Origin of the sequence: Pseudomonas sp. LW8, from assembly GCF_041956865.1 — a bacterium.
GTDB classification, from domain to species: Bacteria; Pseudomonadota; Gammaproteobacteria; order Pseudomonadales; family Pseudomonadaceae; genus Aquipseudomonas; species Aquipseudomonas siliginis.
Genome location: NZ_CP168138.1, coordinates 265147 through 283284 on the forward strand (window position 1 = coordinate 265147; position 18138 = coordinate 283284).

15 protein-coding genes are annotated in these 18138 nt (G+C 60.6%); 13 read left to right on the forward strand and 2 right to left on the reverse strand.

Annotation, left to right across the window (positions count from 1 at the left end):
* Window positions 1-319 precede the first annotated feature (319 nt).
* On the forward strand, window positions 320-1330 hold the full coding sequence (locus tag AB9L16_RS01400; protein WP_016772098.1) for a class 1 fructose-bisphosphatase: 1011 nt from the start codon (window positions 320-322) through the stop codon (window positions 1328-1330).
* Window positions 1331-1333: 3 nt separating this feature from the next.
* Complete coding sequence (locus AB9L16_RS01405) at window positions 1334-1936, forward strand: DUF924 family protein (RefSeq protein ID WP_375123000.1); 603 nt, start codon at window positions 1334-1336, stop codon at window positions 1934-1936.
* A 107-nt stretch (window positions 1937-2043) separates the two neighbouring features.
* Here AB9L16_RS01405 and AB9L16_RS01410 read toward each other — a convergent pair whose 3' ends face one another.
* Window positions 2044-3936 carry a methyl-accepting chemotaxis protein gene (locus tag AB9L16_RS01410; protein WP_375123001.1) on the reverse strand — a complete coding sequence of 631 codons (1893 nt, stop codon included), beginning with the start codon at window positions 3934-3936 and terminating at the stop codon, window positions 2044-2046.
* Window positions 3937-4217: 281 nt separating this feature from the next.
* On the opposite strand from AB9L16_RS01410, the gene AB9L16_RS01415 reads away from it, so the two are divergent.
* A complete protein-coding gene (locus tag AB9L16_RS01415; RefSeq protein WP_016772095.1) occupies window positions 4218-4472 on the forward strand; it encodes a hypothetical protein in 255 nt (84 codons plus the stop codon).
* 29 nt (window positions 4473-4501) lie between these two features.
* Complete coding sequence (locus AB9L16_RS01420; RefSeq protein WP_016772094.1) at window positions 4502-5071, forward strand: lipocalin family protein; 570 nt, start codon at window positions 4502-4504, stop codon at window positions 5069-5071.
* A 121-nt stretch (window positions 5072-5192) separates the two neighbouring features.
* Here AB9L16_RS01420 and AB9L16_RS01425 read toward each other — a convergent pair whose 3' ends face one another.
* On the reverse strand, window positions 5193-6557 hold the full coding sequence (locus tag AB9L16_RS01425; protein ID WP_375123002.1) for a formimidoylglutamate deiminase: 1365 nt from the start codon (window positions 6555-6557) through the stop codon (window positions 5193-5195).
* A 146-nt stretch (window positions 6558-6703) separates the two neighbouring features.
* Between AB9L16_RS01425 and hutC the strand changes: the two genes are divergently transcribed.
* The 9 genes from hutC (at window position 6704) to hutH (AB9L16_RS01470) (ending at window position 17912) form a co-directional block, all read left to right on the forward strand.
* Window positions 6704-7414: a histidine utilization repressor gene (gene hutC / locus AB9L16_RS01430; RefSeq protein WP_162803449.1), complete on the forward strand. Its 711-nt coding sequence runs from the start codon at window positions 6704-6706 to the stop codon at window positions 7412-7414.
* Complete coding sequence (locus AB9L16_RS01435) at window positions 7411-7980, forward strand: HutD family protein (protein ID WP_252868644.1); 570 nt, start codon at window positions 7411-7413, stop codon at window positions 7978-7980. Before hutC ends, AB9L16_RS01435 begins: the two co-directional genes overlap by 4 nt.
* A 476-nt stretch (window positions 7981-8456) precedes the next feature.
* The gene (gene hutU / locus AB9L16_RS01440; RefSeq protein WP_016772090.1) at window positions 8457-10145 is read left to right on the forward strand and encodes a urocanate hydratase; all 1689 of its coding nucleotides are present in this window, start codon (window positions 8457-8459) and stop codon (window positions 10143-10145) included.
* A 148-nt stretch (window positions 10146-10293) separates the two neighbouring features.
* Window positions 10294-11766, forward strand: coding sequence for a purine-cytosine permease family protein (locus tag AB9L16_RS01445; RefSeq protein WP_375123003.1), 1473 nt, complete (start codon window positions 10294-10296; stop codon window positions 11764-11766).
* A gap of 71 nt (window positions 11767-11837) precedes the next feature.
* Complete coding sequence (locus tag AB9L16_RS01450) at window positions 11838-12806, forward strand: ABC transporter substrate-binding protein (RefSeq protein ID WP_071174126.1); 969 nt, start codon at window positions 11838-11840, stop codon at window positions 12804-12806.
* 70 nt (window positions 12807-12876) lie between these two features.
* Complete coding sequence (locus AB9L16_RS01455; RefSeq protein ID WP_016772087.1) at window positions 12877-13728, forward strand: proline/glycine betaine ABC transporter permease; 852 nt, start codon at window positions 12877-12879, stop codon at window positions 13726-13728.
* On the forward strand, window positions 13725-14555 hold the full coding sequence (locus tag AB9L16_RS01460; RefSeq protein ID WP_016772086.1) for a glycine betaine/L-proline ABC transporter ATP-binding protein: 831 nt from the start codon (window positions 13725-13727) through the stop codon (window positions 14553-14555). The genes AB9L16_RS01455 and AB9L16_RS01460 overlap by 4 nt, the downstream gene beginning before the upstream one ends.
* A gap of 184 nt (window positions 14556-14739) precedes the next feature.
* A complete protein-coding gene (hutH, locus tag AB9L16_RS01465; RefSeq protein ID WP_150638004.1) occupies window positions 14740-16263 on the forward strand; it encodes a histidine ammonia-lyase in 1524 nt (507 codons plus the stop codon).
* A gap of 116 nt (window positions 16264-16379) precedes the next feature.
* A complete protein-coding gene (hutH, locus tag AB9L16_RS01470) occupies window positions 16380-17912 on the forward strand; it encodes a histidine ammonia-lyase (protein ID WP_056787278.1) in 1533 nt (510 codons plus the stop codon).
* The last annotated feature ends 226 nt before the right edge of the window (window positions 17913-18138 follow it).

Genomic DNA, 18138 nt, shown 5'->3' on the forward strand with positions numbered 1-18138 from the left:
ATTCGCGAGCAGGCTCGCTCCCACAGTGATCTCGGTCGTTCACATATTTTGTGTACACCACACATCCTGTGGGAGCTGGCTCGCCAGCGATGGCGGCCGGTCAAACAACAAAAATTCATCAGACTGCCGCTATCGCTCAACCACCACCCGCCCCATTTCCAACTACGCTAAACCCGACACCTGAACTCTCCACCAACAATCACGTCTCATACAGGCAAATACACCCAGGCGCAGGTTAGCCGGCGTCTTCGCTCGCTAGGTTTTCAGACTCCCTGTAAACTGCGCGGGTTTTCCGCCCCCCATTCCACCGGAGCCGTCCATGTCCCGCGTTACCTTGAGTCGCTATTTGATTGAGCAGACCCGCAGCAACAACACTCCTGCCGATCTGCGCTTTTTGATCGAAGTGGTAGCGCGTGCCTGCAAGGAGATCAGCCACGCCGTGTCCAAAGGCGCCCTGGGTGGTGTTCTGGGCAGCATGGGCACCGAGAACGTGCAAGGCGAAGTGCAGAAGAAGCTCGACGTGATCTCTAACGAGATCCTGCTCGAAGCCAACGAATGGGGCGGTCACCTGGCCGGCATGGCGTCCGAAGAAATGGACAACGCCTACCAGATCCCGGGCAAATACCCGAAAGGCGCATACCTGCTGGTCTTCGACCCACTGGACGGCTCGTCGAACATCGACATCAACGCCCCGGTCGGCACGATCTTCTCGGTATTGCGTTGCCCGAACGAATACCTGAGCCAGAACGAGCCGCTGAACGAAAAAGCCTTCCTGCAGCCAGGCACCCAGCAAGTGGCCGCCGGTTACGCCATCTACGGCCCGCAGACCATGCTGGTGCTGACCCTGGGCGACGGCGTCAAAGGCTTCACCCTGGACCGCGAAATGGGCAGCTTCGTACTGACTCACGAAGACATCACCATCCCGGAAACCACCCAGGAATTCGCCATCAACATGTCCAACCAGCGCCACTGGGAAGCCCCGGTACAGCGCTATGTCGGCGAGCTGCTGGCCGGTGAAGAAGGTCCGTTGAAGAAGAATTACAACATGCGCTGGGTCGCGGCGATGGTTGCCGACGTACACCGCATCCTGACCCGTGGCGGTCTGTTCATGTACCCGCGCGACAGCCGCGAGCCGTCGAAACCGGGCAAGCTGCGCCTGATGTATGAAGCCAACCCGATGTCGTTCCTCGTCGAACAAGCCGGCGGCGCGTCCACTGACGGTCACCAGCGTATTCTCGACATCCAGCCGGAAGGCCTGCACCAGCGCGTTGCCGTGTTCCTCGGTTCGAAAGAAGAAGTCGCCCGCGCCACGGCCTACCACAAGGAATAAACCATGCACGCGCCCTGGCAGCCGTTGCTCGACTGGTGGTTCGGACACGCCGAATCAGCCAGCGAAGTAGCGGCCGAAAAGGGCAAGTTGTGGTTCGGCAAGCGAAACAGCCAGGACCTCGAAGCGCAGACGCGTTTCGGGGTCTTTGTCGATCAGGCCCTGGCCGGCGAATTGACTGAGTGGACGCAATGTCCCGAAGGCTGGCTGGCGGTGGTGCTGTTGCTTGATCAACTGCCACGCATGATCTATCGCGACACCCCCAAAGCATTTTCCGGTGATCTGCGCGCACAGAAGCTTGTCGCCCAAGGCATTGCAGCGGATTTTGATCGGCAGTTGAAACCGATTCAGCGTGTGTTCATTTATCTGGTGTTCGAACACTGCGAAAACCTCGCGGTGCAGAATGAAGCCGTTTCCAGATTTATTGAATTGGTGGCTGAACAGCCAGAGTCGGAGCGGGCGGTGTTTGCCGATAACCTGGACTATGCCGAGCGGCATCAGAAGGTGATTGCCCGGTTTGGCCGGTTTCCGCATCGCAATGCGGTGTTGGGGCGGGAGTCTACGGCTGAGGAATTGGAGTTTCTGTCCAGGCCCGGCTCAAGATTCTGAATCTTCAGTGCGGCTTATGCCGCTTTCGCGAGCAGGCTCGCTCCCACAATTGAAATGCATTCCACTGTGGGAGCGAGCCTGCTCGCGAAGAGGCCTGAGGCTGCAGCTTAGATCCTGAAGCTGCCGACCAGATGCTTCAACCGCGCCGCCTGCTGCTCAAGGTCCGAACACGCGCGCAACGTCGCCTGCAAGTTCTCCACGCCTTCCTGATTCAGCGTGTTGATCTCGTTGATATCAACGTTGATCGACTCGACCACGGCTGTCTGTTCTTCGGTCGCGGTGGCCACCGACTGGTTCATGCCATCGATTTCGCCGATGCGCTGGGTCACGCTGCCCAGGCGCTCGCCGGCCTGGTTGGCGATGCCGACGCTGTTTTCGCTCTCGCGCTGGCTCTCGGTCATGATGGTTACCGCCTGGCGAGCGCCGACCTGCAGCTCTTCGATCATCTTCTGCACTTGCTGCGCCGAATCCTGGGTGCGGTGCGCGAGGTTGCGCACCTCGTCGGCGACCACGGCGAAACCGCGTCCGGCCTCACCGGCACGCGCGGCTTCAATGGCGGCGTTGAGTGCGAGCAGGTTGGTCTGCTGGGAAATGCTGGTGATCACTTCGAGAATCTGGCCGATGTTCACCGTGTTGCTGTTCAGCGTTTCGATGTTGCCGCAGGAGTCGCTGATCTTCGCCGACAGTTGTTGCATGGCGTAAATGGTTTTATCCACCACCTGCTGGCCGTCGACCGCGAGGCTGCGCGCATCGCTGGAGTGCTGCGAGGCGAGGGCGGCGTTCTGGGCGATTTCCTGAGCGGCGGCGCCGAGCTGATTGATCGCGGCGGCGACGCTGTTGGTGCGGCTGGCCTGCTGGTCGGAGTTGTACATCGACGAGTTCGAGGCAGCGACCACACGCAGGGCGACTTCGTTGACCTGGCCGGTGGCCGAGGACACTTCGCGGATCGACGTATGAATGCGTTCGACGAAGCGGTTGAACGACGTACCCAGCGCGCCGAATTCATCATTGCCGTGAATCACCAGACGTTTGGTCAGATCGCCTTCGCCTTCAGCGATGTCATGCATCGCACGGCCCATGGTCAGCAGCGGTTGCATCAGCACGCGAATCAGCATGCCGAGCAGGCCGATGATGATCAGCACGGCGATGACCATGGCGATCAGTGCCGAGGTGCGGAATTCGCTGAGCATCGAGAACGCGGTGTCTTTGTCGAGCACCAGCGCCACGTACCAGTCAGCCGACGGCACGCCGTTGACGTGGGTGAAGGAAATCAACTGGGTCTTGCCGTCGAACTCGACTTCTTTCAGGCCCGGGCTGACTTTGGGCGCACCGTTCGGATAAGCCTCGGCCAGTGTTTTGAGCACCAGCTTGCTGTCCGGGTGAATCAGGATTTTCCCTTCGGCGCTGACAATGAATGCATGACCGTGGCCGCCGAAGTTCAGCGAGTTGATGATCGCGCTGACGCTGGTCAGATCGATGTCGGCACCGGCGACGCCGAGCATTTGGCCCTGACGCTGCACCGGGGTGGCGACGGTGATCACCAGTTTGCCCGACGAAGCGGCGATGTACGGTTCTGTGACGATGGTCTGCTGCGCGCTGTTGGCCGCTTTGTACCAACCACGCGCCCGTGGGTCGTAGTCCGGCGCACGGTTGCCGGCCGGCACCGAGAACATCACGCCGTCAGCGCCACCGAAATAGCTGAGCTGGAAATTGCCGGTGTAGGCGGGCAGGTCAATGATGCGCTTGAGGCTGGCGGGCGCGTTGCCGTCGACGGCGACTTGCTGCGACAACGATTGCAGCAGTTGAATGCGGCTTTCCAGCCACGTCTGAATGTTGCTGGTGGTCAGGCTTCCCAGCTCCTGCATGGTCGCTTCGGTGCTGCTGCTCAAGGCCTGACGCTGGCGATAGTCGTTGAAGAAGATGAAACAGGCGAACGCAACGGCCACCACAAGGGCAGCAGCCAGCAGAATCTTGTGGCTGAATTTCATGTTTCTGGTCATCGAATGAACTACCGCGAAGGGGCTGGTCAGGAAAGGGCGGCAATTTGCCATATTCGGCAGCGTTGCGCTGCTCTTATTTCGACCGCGCCGCGCCAAAGATTAGGCGCTTGCAGGGAAAGTCGACGAAATGCTCGACGGCTTCACAAAGTTTTTGATTTACCGACAAAAGCCGGACAGGCGGGCTGATAAATAGGCGTTCGGTCACGGAACCAGATGACACTTTTCTCTTCTAAGCTTCTGGTTGGCACCATGCCATCCCCCCTCGTTCCAGGAGTTTCACCATGTCGCTGCGATCTATCGCCCTGCTGTCGTTTTGCGTGCTGTTGGCCGCATGCAGTAAGGTCAATCAGGAAAACTACTCCAAGCTCTCGGCCGGCATGGCCAAGTCCGAAGTGGAAACCCTCCTCGGCAAGCCCACCGATTGCTCGGGCGCGCTCGGTATGTCCAGCTGCACCTGGGGCGACAAGAACAGCTTTATCAGCGTGCAATACGCCGGTGACAAAGTGCTGATGTTTTCCGGCCAAGGCCTGAAGTAAACCGGGGCTTCGCGCCCACGGAGAAAAAAATGAAGCGGTTATTGCTGATCCTTTTTGCTGGCCTGGTACTGGCTGGCTGCGCCACTTCCGGCGTCGACCCGTTGGCGCCCAAGACCGTCAACAGCGTCAATCTCAAGCGTTATCAGGGCACCTGGTATGAACTGGCACGCTTGCCGATGTACTTCCAGCGCCACTGCGCGCAATCCGAAGCCCATTACACCCTCAAGCCTGACGGTAATGTCGGCGTGCTCAACCGTTGCCTGACTCCGGAGTGGCAGTGGGAAGAAGCCAAGGGCACGGCTTATCCACAAGTGCCGGGCAAGACCGATAAGCTCTGGGTCGAATTCGATAACTGGTTCTCGCGCCTGGTGCCGGGTGTGGCGAAGGGCGAGTACTGGGTGTTGTACGTCAGCGACGATTACAAGACCGCCATCGTCGGCGATCCGAGTCGCAAGTACCTGTGGCTGCTGTCACGCACACCGACCGTCAACGGTGTAGTGCGTGAAGAATTGCTGAGCAAGGCGCGTCAGCAGGGTTACGACACCACGCGCCTGATCTGGCGGGCGTCGGATCGGCAGATGGCCAAGACATCCAATTAAGCCGCTATACAAATCAAATGTGGGGGCGAGCCTGCTCGCGAAGAGGGTGTATCAGTCGATATGAATGTTGACTGATACAGCGCTTTCGCGAGCAGGCTCGCTCCCACAGTTTGGTTTTGGGTCAGCCCAAGAGATCACGCAGGACCTGGGTGAAAGCTCGGGCGCTTTGCTCTTCGCCGGCATGCCGTCCATCGCGCACCACCCACTGACCATTGACCAGCACATCGCGCACTTGGCGATCGCCGCCGGCGAACAACCAGCGATTGAGAATCCCGTCTCCCGCAGCCGTCGCCAGATACGGATCGCTGCCATCCAGGACAATCCAGTCCGCGCGCTTGCCCACTTCCAGCGCGCCGATCGGCTGCCCCAGTGCCTGTGCACCGCCGTCCAGCGCCGCGTCATACAGGGTGCGACCGACCATCGGCTGCTGCGCGCCATACAAGCGATTGCGCCGCTGATCACGCAGGCGCTGGCCATATTCCAGCCAGCGCAACTCTTCCACCACGCTCAACGACACATGGCTGTCGGAGCCAATGCCCATGCGCCCGCCCTGGGCAAGAAAGTCCACCGCCGGAAAAATTCCGTCGCCCAGATTCGCTTCAGTGGTCAGGCACAGCCCGGCGATCGCGCGACTGTTGGCCATTAGCGTGATTTCTTGCGGATTGGCGTGGGTGGCGTGGACCAGACACCAGCGCTGATCGACTTCAGTGTTCTCGTAAAGCCATTGCAACGGACGACGACCGCTCCAGCTCAGGCAGTCGTCGACTTCCTTTTGCTGTTCGGCGATGTGTATGTGCACCGGGCATTGTTTGTCACTGGCCGCCAACACTTCGCTGATTTGTTGTGGCGTCACCGCCCGCAGCGAGTGGAAACACAGGCCCAGCGATTGCGCCTTTTGCTGCGCCAGTAATGGCTGCAACCGCGCTTGCAGATTCAGATAGTTTTCAGTGCTGTTGATAAAGCGACGCTGGCCATCGTTTGGCGTCTGCCCGCCGAATCCGGAATGACTGTAGAGCACTGGCAGCAGGGTCAGACCGATGCCGCTTTCGCTGGCGGCCTGGCTGATACGCAAAGCCAGTTCGGCAGGATCGGCATACGGCTGGCCGTTGCTGTCGTGGTGCACGTAGTGAAATTCGGCGACCGAGGTGTAACCGGCCTTGAGCATTTCGATGTACAGCTGACGGGCGATGATGCCGAGCTGATCCGGGCTGATTTTTCCGACGAGGCGGTACATCAGATCGCGCCAGGTCCAGAAACTGTCGTTGGGGTTGCCGGCCACTTCGGCCAATCCAGCCATGGCACGCTGGAAGGCGTGGGAGTGCAGATTGGGCATCCCCGGCAGCAACGGCCCGCGCAGCCGCTCGGCTTCGTCTGCGCTGGAATCGGCCTGGATTCGGGTCAGCAGGCCATCGGCGCTGACCTCGAGACGTACATTTTTGGCCCATCCGTTAGGCAGCAGTGCGCGTTCGGCAAAGAAGGCGGACATCGTTCGGCACCCCATCGTGTGTTATTTGTATATACATATACAGACGTTTGCCTGCCCGGTAAACTCCGGCAAGCTAGTCACTTTCATCCAATGAACAGGGATCAACCGTGCCGACTCCGCCTCCAGTTTCTCCGTTGGCCGCGAACATGGGCGACAGTCCGGCGCCTTTGTACGCCCGCGTCAAACAGATGATCACCCAGCAGATCGACAGCGGTAACTGGCCGCCGCACTACCGCGTACCGTCGGAAAGCGAATTGGTCAGCCAGCTCGGCTTCAGCCGCATGACCATCAACCGCGCCCTGCGCGAGATGACCGCCGACGGCCTGCTGGTGCGCATGCAAGGTGTGGGCACGTTTGTCGCCGAGCCGAAGAGCCAGTCCGCGCTGTTCGAAGTGCACAACATTGCCGACGAAATCGCCTCGCGCGGCCATCGCCACACTTGCCAGGTCATCACCCTCGAAGAAGAGGCCGCCGGTTCCGAACGCGCGCTGGCGCTGGATATGCGCGAAGGCCAGAAGGTCTTCCACTCGCTGATCGTGCACTACGAAAACGACATTCCGGTGCAAATCGAAGACCGTTTCGTCAACGCTTTGGTCGCCCCGGAATACCTCAAGCAGGATTTCACTCTGCAAACGCCCTACGCCTATCTCAACCAGGTCGCGCCGCTGACCGAGGGCGAACACGTGGTCGAAGCCATCCTTGCCGAGCCGTCGGAGTGCAAGTTGCTGCAGATCGAAAAGGGCGAGCCGTGCCTGCTGATTCGTCGGCGTACGTGGTCGGGGCGTCAACCGGTGACGGCGGCGCGTTTGATCCACCCGGGTTCGCGTCATCGTCTGGAAGGGCGCTTTCACAAATGAATGAGATAAAGGTTTTACGCGCCGAAGGCTACCCGCGCATGCCCTGGAAAAACGGCGGCGGCAGCACCGAGGAAATCACCCGTGATGCCGGCGCTGGCCTGGACGGTTTCGGCTGGCGCCTGTCAATTGCCGACATCACCGAATCGGGCGGTTTCTCGACATTCGCCGGTTACCAGCGAGTGATCACCGTGTTGCAGGGCGACGGCATGACCCTGTGCGTCGACGGTGACGCTACCCGCCCACTGTTACCGCTGGACCCGTTCGCCTTCAGCGGCGAAAGTCGGGTGTCCTGCACCTTGCTCGGCGGTGCGATTCGCGACTTCAATCTGATCTACGCGCCGCAACGTTACAGCGCGCGGTTGCAGTGGTTGGCCGGCGAGCAGCGGTTCTTCAGTTCGGCATCGACAGTGCTGGTGTTCAGTGTCAGTGAGCTGATGGACGTGCGTGTAGGCGACGGCGTTTCACAGCTCGGTCGGCATGATTGCCTGCAGCTGGACGGCAACAGCGGGCTGGTCGAAGTCTCCACCAACGCCGCATGCTGCGTGATCGAACTCCTCCAGAACTGAACACACCCCTGTGGCGAGGGGATTTATCCCCGCTGGGTCGCGAAGCGGCCCCATTCTTGATAAAAAAAAGCGGTCTGCTGCGCAGCCCAGCGGGGATAAATCCCCTCGCCACAAAAGCCATCCCACTCTTGTTTCCCTTCCGCGCACCAACTTGTTACCGAACGCCCCAGCGTGGCGCAAAACCACGCTGTCGTAGCCAATCCCAACCTCCCCAAAATAACTGCGAAGAAAATTTCATTCACGCCAGAACCCTTGATTCAGGCGCTCTCCAGCCCTACCCCTGATTTTTCCTGAACACTCCTCCAGCAAGTTGGCCGCTTGATTGCATATGCTTGTATGTACAAGTAAAGACGTATGCGTATGAGTCGGTCGAGACTCTCCGCAGCGTCCACTGATTCGCTTGTCGCGCAGCACAGCGCGCAGGCTGCTGCCCACTGCCAGGGTTGGTTTGAATTGATCGCTGAGGAGTCTTTTTCGTGACTGACAATACCCAGAACAGCAACAAGTTTCGTGACGTGCAGATCCGCGCCGCACGCGGTAACACGCTGACCGCCAAGAGCTGGCTGACTGAAGCGCCGCTGCGCATGTTGATGAACAACCTCGACCCGGAAGTCGCCGAGAACCCGAAAGAACTGGTGGTCTATGGTGGCATCGGTCGCGCCGCACGCAACTGGGAGTGCTACGACAAGATCGTCGAGAGCCTGACCAACCTGAATGACGACGAAACCCTGCTGGTGCAGTCGGGCAAGCCGGTCGGCGTATTCAAGACTCACAGCAACGCGCCGCGCGTGCTGATCGCCAACTCCAACCTGGTACCGCACTGGGCGAGCTGGGAACACTTCAACGAACTCGACGCCAAAGGCCTGGCCATGTACGGCCAGATGACCGCCGGCAGCTGGATCTACATCGGCAGCCAGGGCATCGTTCAGGGCACCTACGAAACCTTCGTCGAAGCCGGACGCCAGCATTACAACGCTGACCTCAAGGGCCGCTGGGTGCTCACCGCCGGCCTCGGTGGCATGGGCGGCGCACAACCGCTGGCCGCCACCCTGGCCGGTGCCTGCTCGCTGAACATCGAATGCCAGCAGGTCAGCATCGATTTCCGCCTGAAGAGCCGTTACGTCGATGAGCAAGCCAAAGACCTCGACGACGCACTGGCGCGTATCGACAAATACACCAAAGAAGGCAAAGCGATTTCCATCGCGCTGCTCGGTAATGCGGCGGAAATCCTCCCGGAACTGGTCAAGCGCGGCGTGCGCCCGGACATGGTCACCGACCAGACCAGCGCCCACGATCCCCTCAACGGTTACCTGCCGGCCGGCTGGAGCTGGGACGAATACCGCGCTCGCGCCAAGACCGAACCGGCCGCTGTGATCAAAGCCGCCAAGCAGTCGATGGCGGTGCACGTCAAAGCCATGCTGGAGTTCCAGAAGCAAGGCATTCCGACCTTCGACTACGGCAACAACATCCGTCAGATGGCTCAGGAAGAAGGCGTCGAAAACGCTTTCGATTTCCCGGGTTTCGTGCCGGCCTACATCCGTCCGCTGTTCTGCCGTGGCATCGGCCCGTTCCGTTGGGCGGCGCTGTCGGGTGATCCACAGGACATCTACAAAACCGACGCCAAGGTCAAAGAGCTGATCCCGGACGACGCGCATTTGCACAACTGGCTGGACATGGCCCGCGAGCGCATCAGCTTCCAGGGTCTGCCGGCACGTATCTGCTGGGTCGGTCTGGGCCAGCGCGCCAAGCTCGGTCTGGCCTTCAACGAAATGGTTCGTAGCGGTGAGCTGTCGGCCCCCGTGGTGATCGGTCGCGATCACCTCGACTCCGGCTCGGTGGCCAGCCCCAACCGCGAAACCGAATCGATGCAGGACGGTTCCGACGCCGTCTCCGATTGGCCGCTGCTCAACGCACTGCTGAACACCGCCAGCGGCGCGACCTGGGTCTCATTGCATCACGGCGGCGGTGTCGGCATGGGCTTCTCGCAACATTCGGGGATGGTGATCGTCTGCGACGGTACCGATGAAGCCGCCGAGCGCATCGCTCGCGTGCTGCACAACGACCCGGCTACCGGCGTCATGCGCCATGCCGATGCCGGTTACCAGATCGCCATCGACTGCGCGAAAGAGCAGGGGCTGAATCTGCCGATGATCACTGGCGGGTAACACGCTCTGGTTTTATGTGGGAGCGAGCCTGCTCGCGAAGGCGTCGTGTCAGTCGCTACTGCTGTGCCTGATACACCGATTCGCGAGCAGGCTCGCTCCCACAGAGGAATTTCAGTGAACCCGAATAGCAATCCACAGAGGTTGAATCATGGCGGTTAACAACGAACGTGCAGGCAGTACTCCGTTGATCGAAAGGCGTTCGATCGACTACATCCCGGAAGCGGAAAGACACGGTCGTCTGTTCAGTCAGTTCACCCTGTGGATGGGCGCCAACCTGCAGATCACTGCGATCGTCACCGGGGCCTTGGCCGTGGTGCTCGGCGGTGATGTGTTCTGGTCGCTGATCGGTCTGTTGATCGGTCAGTTGCTCGGCGGTGGTGTGATGGCGCTGCATGCCGCGCAGGGACCGAAACTGGGCTTGCCGCAGATGATCTCCAGCCGTGTGCAATTCGGCGTTTATGGCGCAGCGATTCCGATCGTGCTGGTGTGCCTGATGTACCTCGGCTTCACCGCCACCGGAACGGTGCTGTCCGGGCAAGCGCTGGGGCAGTTGTTCGGTGTCAGCGACAGTGTAGGCATCCTGATTTTCGCCAGCGTCATCGTGCTGGTCACAGTGCTTGGCTACCGGGTAATCCACTGGATCGGCCGCGTCGCCAGCGTGATTGGCGTGATCGCTTTTGTGTTCCTGTTCTGGCGGCTGATGAGCCAGACCGACGTCGGTGCGCTCCTGCAGATTCGTCATTTCAGCTGGAGCAGTTTCCTCCTGGCGGTGTCGCTGGCGGCGTCCTGGCAGATCGCTTTCGGCCCGTATGTGGCGGACTATTCACGCTACCTGCCGAGCGCCACTTCATCGGTGAAAACCTTTTTCGCCGCTGGCGCAGGTTCGGTGATCGGCGCGCAAGTCGCGATGATTCTCGGTGTATTTGCCGCCGCTTCGGCCAATGGTCAATTCGCCGGTCACGAAGTCGCTTACATCGTTGGTTTAGGCGGCACCGGCGCCACTGCCGCGCTGCTGTATTTCAGCATCGCGTTCGGCAAGGTGACCATCTCGACGCTGAACTCCTACGGCAGCTTCATGTGCATCGCCACCATCATCAGTGGCTTCAAAGGGCACCTGACGGTTACCCGCATGCAGCGCTTGGTGTTCGTACTGTTCATTGTCGGCGCGGCGACGCTGATTGCCCTGCTCGGGCAGCACTCGTTCCTCGGTGCGTTCAAGTCGTTCATCCTGTTTCTGCTCGCCTTCTTCACCCCGTGGAGCGCGATCAATCTGGTCGACTACTACTGCATCACCCGCGAGCGTTACGACGTGCCGGCGCTGGCCGATCCGAACGGTCGCTACGGCCGCTGGAACCTGCTCGGTATCAGCGTCTATGTGTTCGGCGTGCTGGTGCAGTTGCCATTCATCTCGACCAAGTTCTACACCGGCCCACTGGTAGCCGCCCTCGGTGATGTCGACATTTCCTGGATCATCGGCCTGGTGCTGCCGGCCGCCGTCTATTACTTCTGCGCAAAGAAATGGCACAGCGCAGTGCCCGATCGCCTGATTCTGCCGGTCGAGCAGAACAGCACCCTACAAGCAAAAACGAGCGGGGCCGGTCGCGCTGCGGCGCAGGCCTGATCTGGACGTGGACCAGGCTGGATGCCTCTTGAACTGCCGTAAGCCCATTCATGATTAGGAGCGTCACGACAATGAAATCGAACAAGACCCTGCTGACCACATTGCTGTCCATGGGCCTGTTGGCCAGTGCCGGCGCGACGCAAGCCGCCGGCTGGTGCGAATCGGGCAAACCGGTGAAATTTGCCGGGCTGAACTGGGAAAGCGGCATGCTCCTGACCGACGTGCTGCAAGTGGTGCTGGAGAAAGGTTACGGCTGCAAGACCGACAGCCTGCCGGGCAATTCCATCACCATGGAAAACGCCCTGAGCAGCAACGATATTCAAGTGTTCGCCGAAGAGTGGGTCGGCCGTAGCGAGGTCTGGAACAAGGCCGAGAAGGCCGGCAAGGTCGTTGGCGTCGGTGCACCGGTGGTGGGCGCGGTCGAAGGCTGGTACGTGCCGCGTTACGTGATCGAAGGCGACGCCAAGCGCAAGCTCGAGGCGAAGGCCCCGGACCTGAAAAACATCGCTGATCTGGGCAAGTATTCCGCCGTGTTCAAGGACGCTGAAGAGCCGTCCAAGGGCCGCTTCTATAACTGCCCGGCCGGCTGGACCTGCGAGCTCGACAACAGCGAAATGCTCAAGAGTTATGGCCTGGAAAACAGTTACACCAACTTCCGTCCGGGCACCGGACCTGCGCTGGATGCAGCGGTGCTGTCGAGCTACAAGCGTGGCGAGCCGATCCTCTTCTACTACTGGTCGCCGACTCCGCTGATGGGCCAGATCGATGCAGTCAAACTGGAAGAGAAACCCGGCGTCGACAAGACCGTCAGCATCAAGGTCGGCCTGTCGAAAACCTTCCACGACGAAGCCCCGGAACTGGTCGCCGTGCTGGAAAAGGTCAACCTGCCGATCGACCTGCTCAATCAGAACCTCGGGCGCATGGCCAAGGAACGCATCGAGTCGGCAAAACTGGCGAAAATCTTCCTCAAGGAACATCCTGAAGTCTGGCACGCATGGGTGAGCGACGACGCAGCCAAGAAAATCGACGCGGCCTTGTAGGTCAGGTTTCCCCGGCTGCCAGCCACGGCAGCCGGACGCTTGATCGCAACCCCTTGATTGAGAGTCCCTTATGTTTCCCGAAAGCTTTACCTTTTCCATCGCCGACTGGGTCAACGGTTGGGTCGATTCGCTGGTGACCAACTACGGCGACGTGTTCCGGCATATCTCCGACACGCTGTTGTGGGCCATCGTCAGTCTCGAAGGTTTGCTGCGTGCGGCGCCGTGGTGGTTGATGCTGGCAATCGTCGGTGTCATCGCCTGGCACGCCACGCGCAAAGTCGTGACCACCGCCGTGATTGTCGGTCTGTTGTTTCTGGTGGGCGCGGTCGGCCTCTGGGACAAACTCATGCAGACCCTGGCGCTGATGATGGTCGCGACGATCATTTCGGTGCTGATCGGCATCCCGCTGGGGATTCTCTCGGCGCGTAGCAATCGCCTGCGTTCGGTGCTGATGCCGCTGCTCGACATCATGCAGACCATGCCGAGTTTCGTTTACCTGATTCCGGTGCTGATGCTGTTCGGCCTGGGCAAGGTGCCGGCGATTTTCGCCACGGTGATCTACGCCGCGCCCCCGCTGATTCGCCTGACCGACCTTGGTATTCGCCAGGTCGACGGCGAAGTCATGGAAGCGATCAATGCCTTCGGCGCCAACCGCTGGCAGCAACTGTTCGGCGTGCAACTGCCGCTGGCGCTGCCGAGCATCATGGCCGGGATCAACCAGACCACGATGATGGCCCTGTCGATGGTGGTGATCGCCTCAATGATCGGCGCCCGCGGCCTCGGTGAAGACGTGCTGGTGGGGATTCAGACCCTCAACGTCGGCCGTGGTCTCGAAGCCGGGCTGGCGATCGTGATTCTCGCGGTGGTCATCGATCGCATTACTCAAGCGTACGGTCGGCCACGCCACGAGGTGAGCAAATGAGCAACGCAAGCGTGAGCAAGATCGAAGTGCGCAACGTCTTCAAGATTTTCGGCAACCGCGCCAAGGATGCGCTGGCCATGGTCGGCCAGGGCAAGAGCAAGGATCAGGTGCTCAACGAAACCGGTTGCGTGGTCGGCGTTAATGACTTGTCGCTAAGTATCGGCACTGGCGAAATCTTCGTGATCATGGGCCTGTCCGGCTCGGGCAAATCCACCCTGGTGCGCCACTTCAATCGCCTGATCGATCCTACCAGCGGGGCGATTCTGGTCGATGGCGAGGACATCCTGCAGTACGACATGGACGCCCTGCGCGAATTTCGCCGACACAAGATCAGCATGGTGTTCCAGAGCTTCGGCCTGCTGCCGCACAAAACCGTGCTCGATAACGTCGCCTACGGCCTGAAAGTGCGCGGCGAGAGCAAGCAGGTCTGCGCCGAACGCGCGCTGCACTGGATCAACACCGTCGGTCTAAAAGGCTACGAAAACAAATACCCGCACCAGCTCTCCGGCGGCATGCGTCAGCGCGTCGGCCTCGCCCGTGCATTGGCGGCGGACACCGACATCATCCTCATGGATGAAGCATTCAGTGCGCTGGATCCGTTGATCCGCGCCGAGATGCAGGACCAGTTGCTGGAACTGCAAAAGACCCTGCACAAAACCATCGTCTTCATCACCCACGACCTCGACGAAGCCGTGCGCATCGGCAATCGCATCGCGATTCTCAAGGATGGCCGGTTGATCCAGGTGGGTACGCCAAGAGAGATCCTGCACTCGCCGGCGGATGAGTATGTCGACCGGTTCGTGCAGCGGCGCGCGGCGGTGGTCTGAGACTGAGTGGCCGTTGTGGCGAGGGGATTTATCCCCGTTCGGCTGCGAAGCAGTCGTAAAACCGGCCAATGCGGTCTGTCTGACGGATTTGCGGGCATGGTTTGGGGCGGCTTCGCCACCCAACGGGGATAAATCCCCTCACCACTGGGTTACCGGCATCAACAGAATTGGTATGAGGTTTTAGATGTCCCAAGCTGAAAAAATCGTTATCACAGGCAGCCCTCTGCGTTGGCAGGACGTGGTCGCCGTTGCCCGGCACGGTGCGCTGCTGGAACTGTCCAGCGAAACCTGGGCGCGCATCGATAATGCTCAGGCCATCGTCCAGCGCATCGTCGCCAGCGGCGAGCGCGCCTATGGCGTCAACACCGGTCTGGGCGGTCTGTCCAACGTCTCGCTGCAGGACGAACAGCTCAGCCAACTCTCGCGCAACACCTTGCTCAGCCATGCCTGCGGTGTCGGCCCGGTGCTCAGCGACGAGCAGACCCGCGCAATCATCTGCGCTGCTGTTCACAACTACAGCCACGGCAAGTCCGGCCTGCATCGGCGTGTGGTCGAAGGGCTGCTGGCGCTGCTCAATCGCGGCATCACCCCGCAGGTGCCGTCGCAGGGTTCGGTGGGTTACCTGACGCACATGGCGCACATCGGCATCGCGCTGCTCGGCGTTGGCAATGTCAGTTATCGCGGGCAGATCATTTCGGCGCAACAGGCGCTGGCCGAAGAGGGCCTGCAACCTGTGCAGCTCGGCGCGAAGGATGGCTTGTGTCTGGTCAACGGCACGCCTTGCATGACCGGCCTCAGTTGCCTGGCGATAGCTGATGCTACGCGGCTGTTGCAATGGGCCGATGTCATTGGTGCGATGAGTTTCGAAGCCCAGCGCGGCCAGATCGATGCGTTCGATGCCGAGATCATTGCGCTCAAGCCGCATCCGGGCATGCAGCAGGTCGGCGAAAATCTGCGTGCATTACTCGATGGCAGCCAAGTGATCGCCGCAAGCAAAGGCATTCGCACTCAGGACGCGCTGAGCATCCGCTCGATCCCGCAGGTGCATGGCGCCGCGCGTGATCAATTGGAGCACGCAATCAAACAGGTGGAAGCCGAACTCAACGGCTGCACCGACAACCCGTTACTGCTGGGCACACCGGACAATTTCCGGGTGATGTCGCAGGCCAACCCGCACGGTCAATCCGTGGCGATGGCGGCGGATCTGCTGGCGATTGCCATGGCCGAAATCGGCTCGATTGCCGAGCGCCGTCTGGACCGTTTGGTCAATCCGCACGTCAGCGGTCTGCCGGCGTTTCTGGTGGCCAATCCCGGGGTCAACTCGGGGATGATGATCGTGCAATACGTCGCCGCCTCGCTGTGTGCGGAAAACCGTCAATTGGCGCAACCGGCGGTACTCGACAACTACATCACCTCGGGCCTGCAGGAAGATCACCTGAGCATGGGCACCAACGCCGCGCTGAAGCTGCATCGCGCGCTGGAAAACTGCACGCAGATCCTCGCGATTGAATACCTGCTGGCGGCGCAGGCGTTTGAATTCCTCAAGGAACAGCGCTTTGGCGTGGGCACTGACTGCGCGTGGAAACTGCTGCGCGAAACGGTCCCCGCCTACGATCAGGATCGCTGGCTGGCGCCGGATATCGCTGCCGCTGCGACCGTGCTGAAAGACCCGAATCTGCCGCACAACGTTCTACCGAATTTGCACTGACAACTACCCATACCAGCGTGCCAAGGCGTGGATCGTTCACAAGACGAGAAACGACGGATAACGGAATGCTCCGGAGCGACTGGTAGTTAATAACAATGCCTGACAGGAGCATTTTAATGACTGCGCTGAATCTGATCCCCGGCCAACTGAGCCTGGCCCAACTGCGTGACGTCTATCAGAACCCGGTCACACTGACCCTCGACAACAGCGCCAGCGCGCAGATCGAGGCCAGCGTCGCCTGCGTCGAACAGATCCTCGCCGAGAACCGCACCGCCTACGGCATCAACACCGGTTTCGGCCTGCTGGCCTCGACGCGCATCGCCAGCGAAGACTTGGAAAACCTGCAGCGTTCGCTGGTGCTCTCGCACGCTGCCGGCGTCGGCCAGCCGATCAGCGATGACCTTGTGCGACTGATCATGGTGCTCAAGGTCAACAGTCTCAGCCGTGGTTTTTCCGGCATCCGTCGGCAGGTGATCGATGCGCTGATCGCGCTGATCAATGCCGAGGTCTATCCGCACATTCCGCTGAAAGGTTCGGTCGGTGCGTCGGGGGATCTGGCGCCGTTGGCGCACATGTCGCTGGTGCTGCTGGGCGAGGGCAAGGCGCGCTACAAGGGCGAATGGCTTGAAGCCACCGAAGCACTGAAAGTCGCAGGCCTGGCGCCGCTGACTTTAGCGGCTAAAGAAGGTCTGGCGCTGCTCAACGGTACCCAGGTTTCCACAGCGTTTGCCCTGCGCGGCCTGTTCGAAGGCGAAGATCTGTTTGCCGGTGCAGTGGCGCTGGGCAGTCTCACCGTAGAAGCCGTGCTCGGTTCGCGCTCGCCGTTCGACGCGCGCATTCATGCCGCGCGTGGGCAGAGAGGGCAGATCGATGCTGCTGCCGCGTACCGCGATCTGCTCGGTGAGCGCAGCGAAGTCTCCGCCTCGCACCAGAACTGCGACAAGGTCCAGGACCCGTATTCGCTGCGCTGCCAGCCGCAAGTCATGGGCGCCTGCCTGACCCAGTTCCGCCAGGCCGCTGAAGTGCTGGCGGTCGAAGCCAACGCGGTTTCCGACAACCCCTTGGTCTTCGCCGCTGAAGGCGACGTGATTTCCGGCGGCAACTTCCACGCCGAACCGGTAGCCATGGCCGCTGACAACATGGCCCTGGCCATCGCTGAAATCGGCTCGCTGAGCGAACGCCGCATCTCGCTGATGATGGACAAGCACATGTCGCAACTGCCGCCGTTCCTGGTGGCCAATGGCGGGGTGAACTCCGGTTTCATGATCGCCCAGGTCACCGCTGCGGCGCTGGCCAGCGAAAACAAGGCGTTGTCGCATCCGCATTCGGTGGACAGCCTGCCGACCTCGGCCAACCAGGAAGATCACGTATCGATGGCCCCGGCGGCGGGCAAGCGTCTGTGGGAAATGGCCGAGAACACTCGCGGCATTCTCGCCGTGGAATGGCTGGCGGCGGTGCAGGGCCTGGATCTGCGTAACGGCCTGAAGACTTCGCCGAAGCTGGAACAGGCGCGGGCGATCTTGCGCAAGGAAGTGCCGTTCTATGAGAAGGACCGCTTCTTTGCGCCGGACATCAATGCGGCGACTGAATTGCTGGCGTCGCGGTGTCTGACCGAGCTTGTTGCTGGGCAGTTGTTGCCTAGTTTGTAAGCGCTTTACGGGGAGATTTGTATTGTTAGTGAAATCGCTCCCCCTCACCCCAGCCCTCTCCCCCAAGGGGGAGAGGGGGAAGGGAGCCGATCTTCATTGTTTTCGCAACGTGAGTTCGGCTGAGAAATTTCAGGTCGGCATATCTCGACAGAACAACACGGTCAGTCCCCTCTCCCTCTGGGAGAGGGCTAGGGTGAGGGGCTTTTGAGGCTGCTCACCATACAAA

Excerpts from the sequence above, each read along its gene's own strand:
- AB9L16_RS01400 (WP_016772098.1), top strand. The coding sequence starts at position 320 with ATGTCCCGCGTTACCTTGAGTCGCTATTTGATTGAGCAGACCCGCAGC.
- AB9L16_RS01405 (WP_375123000.1), top strand. The coding sequence starts at position 1,334 with ATGCACGCGCCCTGGCAGCCGTTGCTCGACTGGTGGTTCGGACACGCC.
- AB9L16_RS01410 (WP_375123001.1), bottom strand. The coding sequence starts at position 3,936 with ATGACCAGAAACATGAAATTCAGCCACAAGATTCTGCTGGCTGCTGCC.
- AB9L16_RS01415 (WP_016772095.1), top strand. The coding sequence starts at position 4,218 with ATGTCGCTGCGATCTATCGCCCTGCTGTCGTTTTGCGTGCTGTTGGCC.
- AB9L16_RS01420 (WP_016772094.1), top strand. The coding sequence starts at position 4,502 with ATGAAGCGGTTATTGCTGATCCTTTTTGCTGGCCTGGTACTGGCTGGC.
- AB9L16_RS01425 (WP_375123002.1), bottom strand. The coding sequence starts at position 6,557 with ATGTCCGCCTTCTTTGCCGAACGCGCACTGCTGCCTAACGGATGGGCC.
- hutC (WP_162803449.1), top strand. The coding sequence starts at position 6,704 with ATGGGCGACAGTCCGGCGCCTTTGTACGCCCGCGTCAAACAGATGATC.
- AB9L16_RS01435 (WP_252868644.1), top strand. The coding sequence starts at position 7,411 with ATGAATGAGATAAAGGTTTTACGCGCCGAAGGCTACCCGCGCATGCCC.
- AB9L16_RS01445 (WP_375123003.1), top strand. The coding sequence starts at position 10,294 with ATGGCGGTTAACAACGAACGTGCAGGCAGTACTCCGTTGATCGAAAGG.
- AB9L16_RS01450 (WP_071174126.1), top strand. The coding sequence starts at position 11,838 with ATGAAATCGAACAAGACCCTGCTGACCACATTGCTGTCCATGGGCCTG.
- AB9L16_RS01455 (WP_016772087.1), top strand. The coding sequence starts at position 12,877 with ATGTTTCCCGAAAGCTTTACCTTTTCCATCGCCGACTGGGTCAACGGT.
- AB9L16_RS01460 (WP_016772086.1), top strand. The coding sequence starts at position 13,725 with ATGAGCAACGCAAGCGTGAGCAAGATCGAAGTGCGCAACGTCTTCAAG.
- hutH (WP_150638004.1), top strand. The coding sequence starts at position 14,740 with ATGTCCCAAGCTGAAAAAATCGTTATCACAGGCAGCCCTCTGCGTTGG.
- hutH (WP_056787278.1), top strand. The coding sequence starts at position 16,380 with ATGACTGCGCTGAATCTGATCCCCGGCCAACTGAGCCTGGCCCAACTG.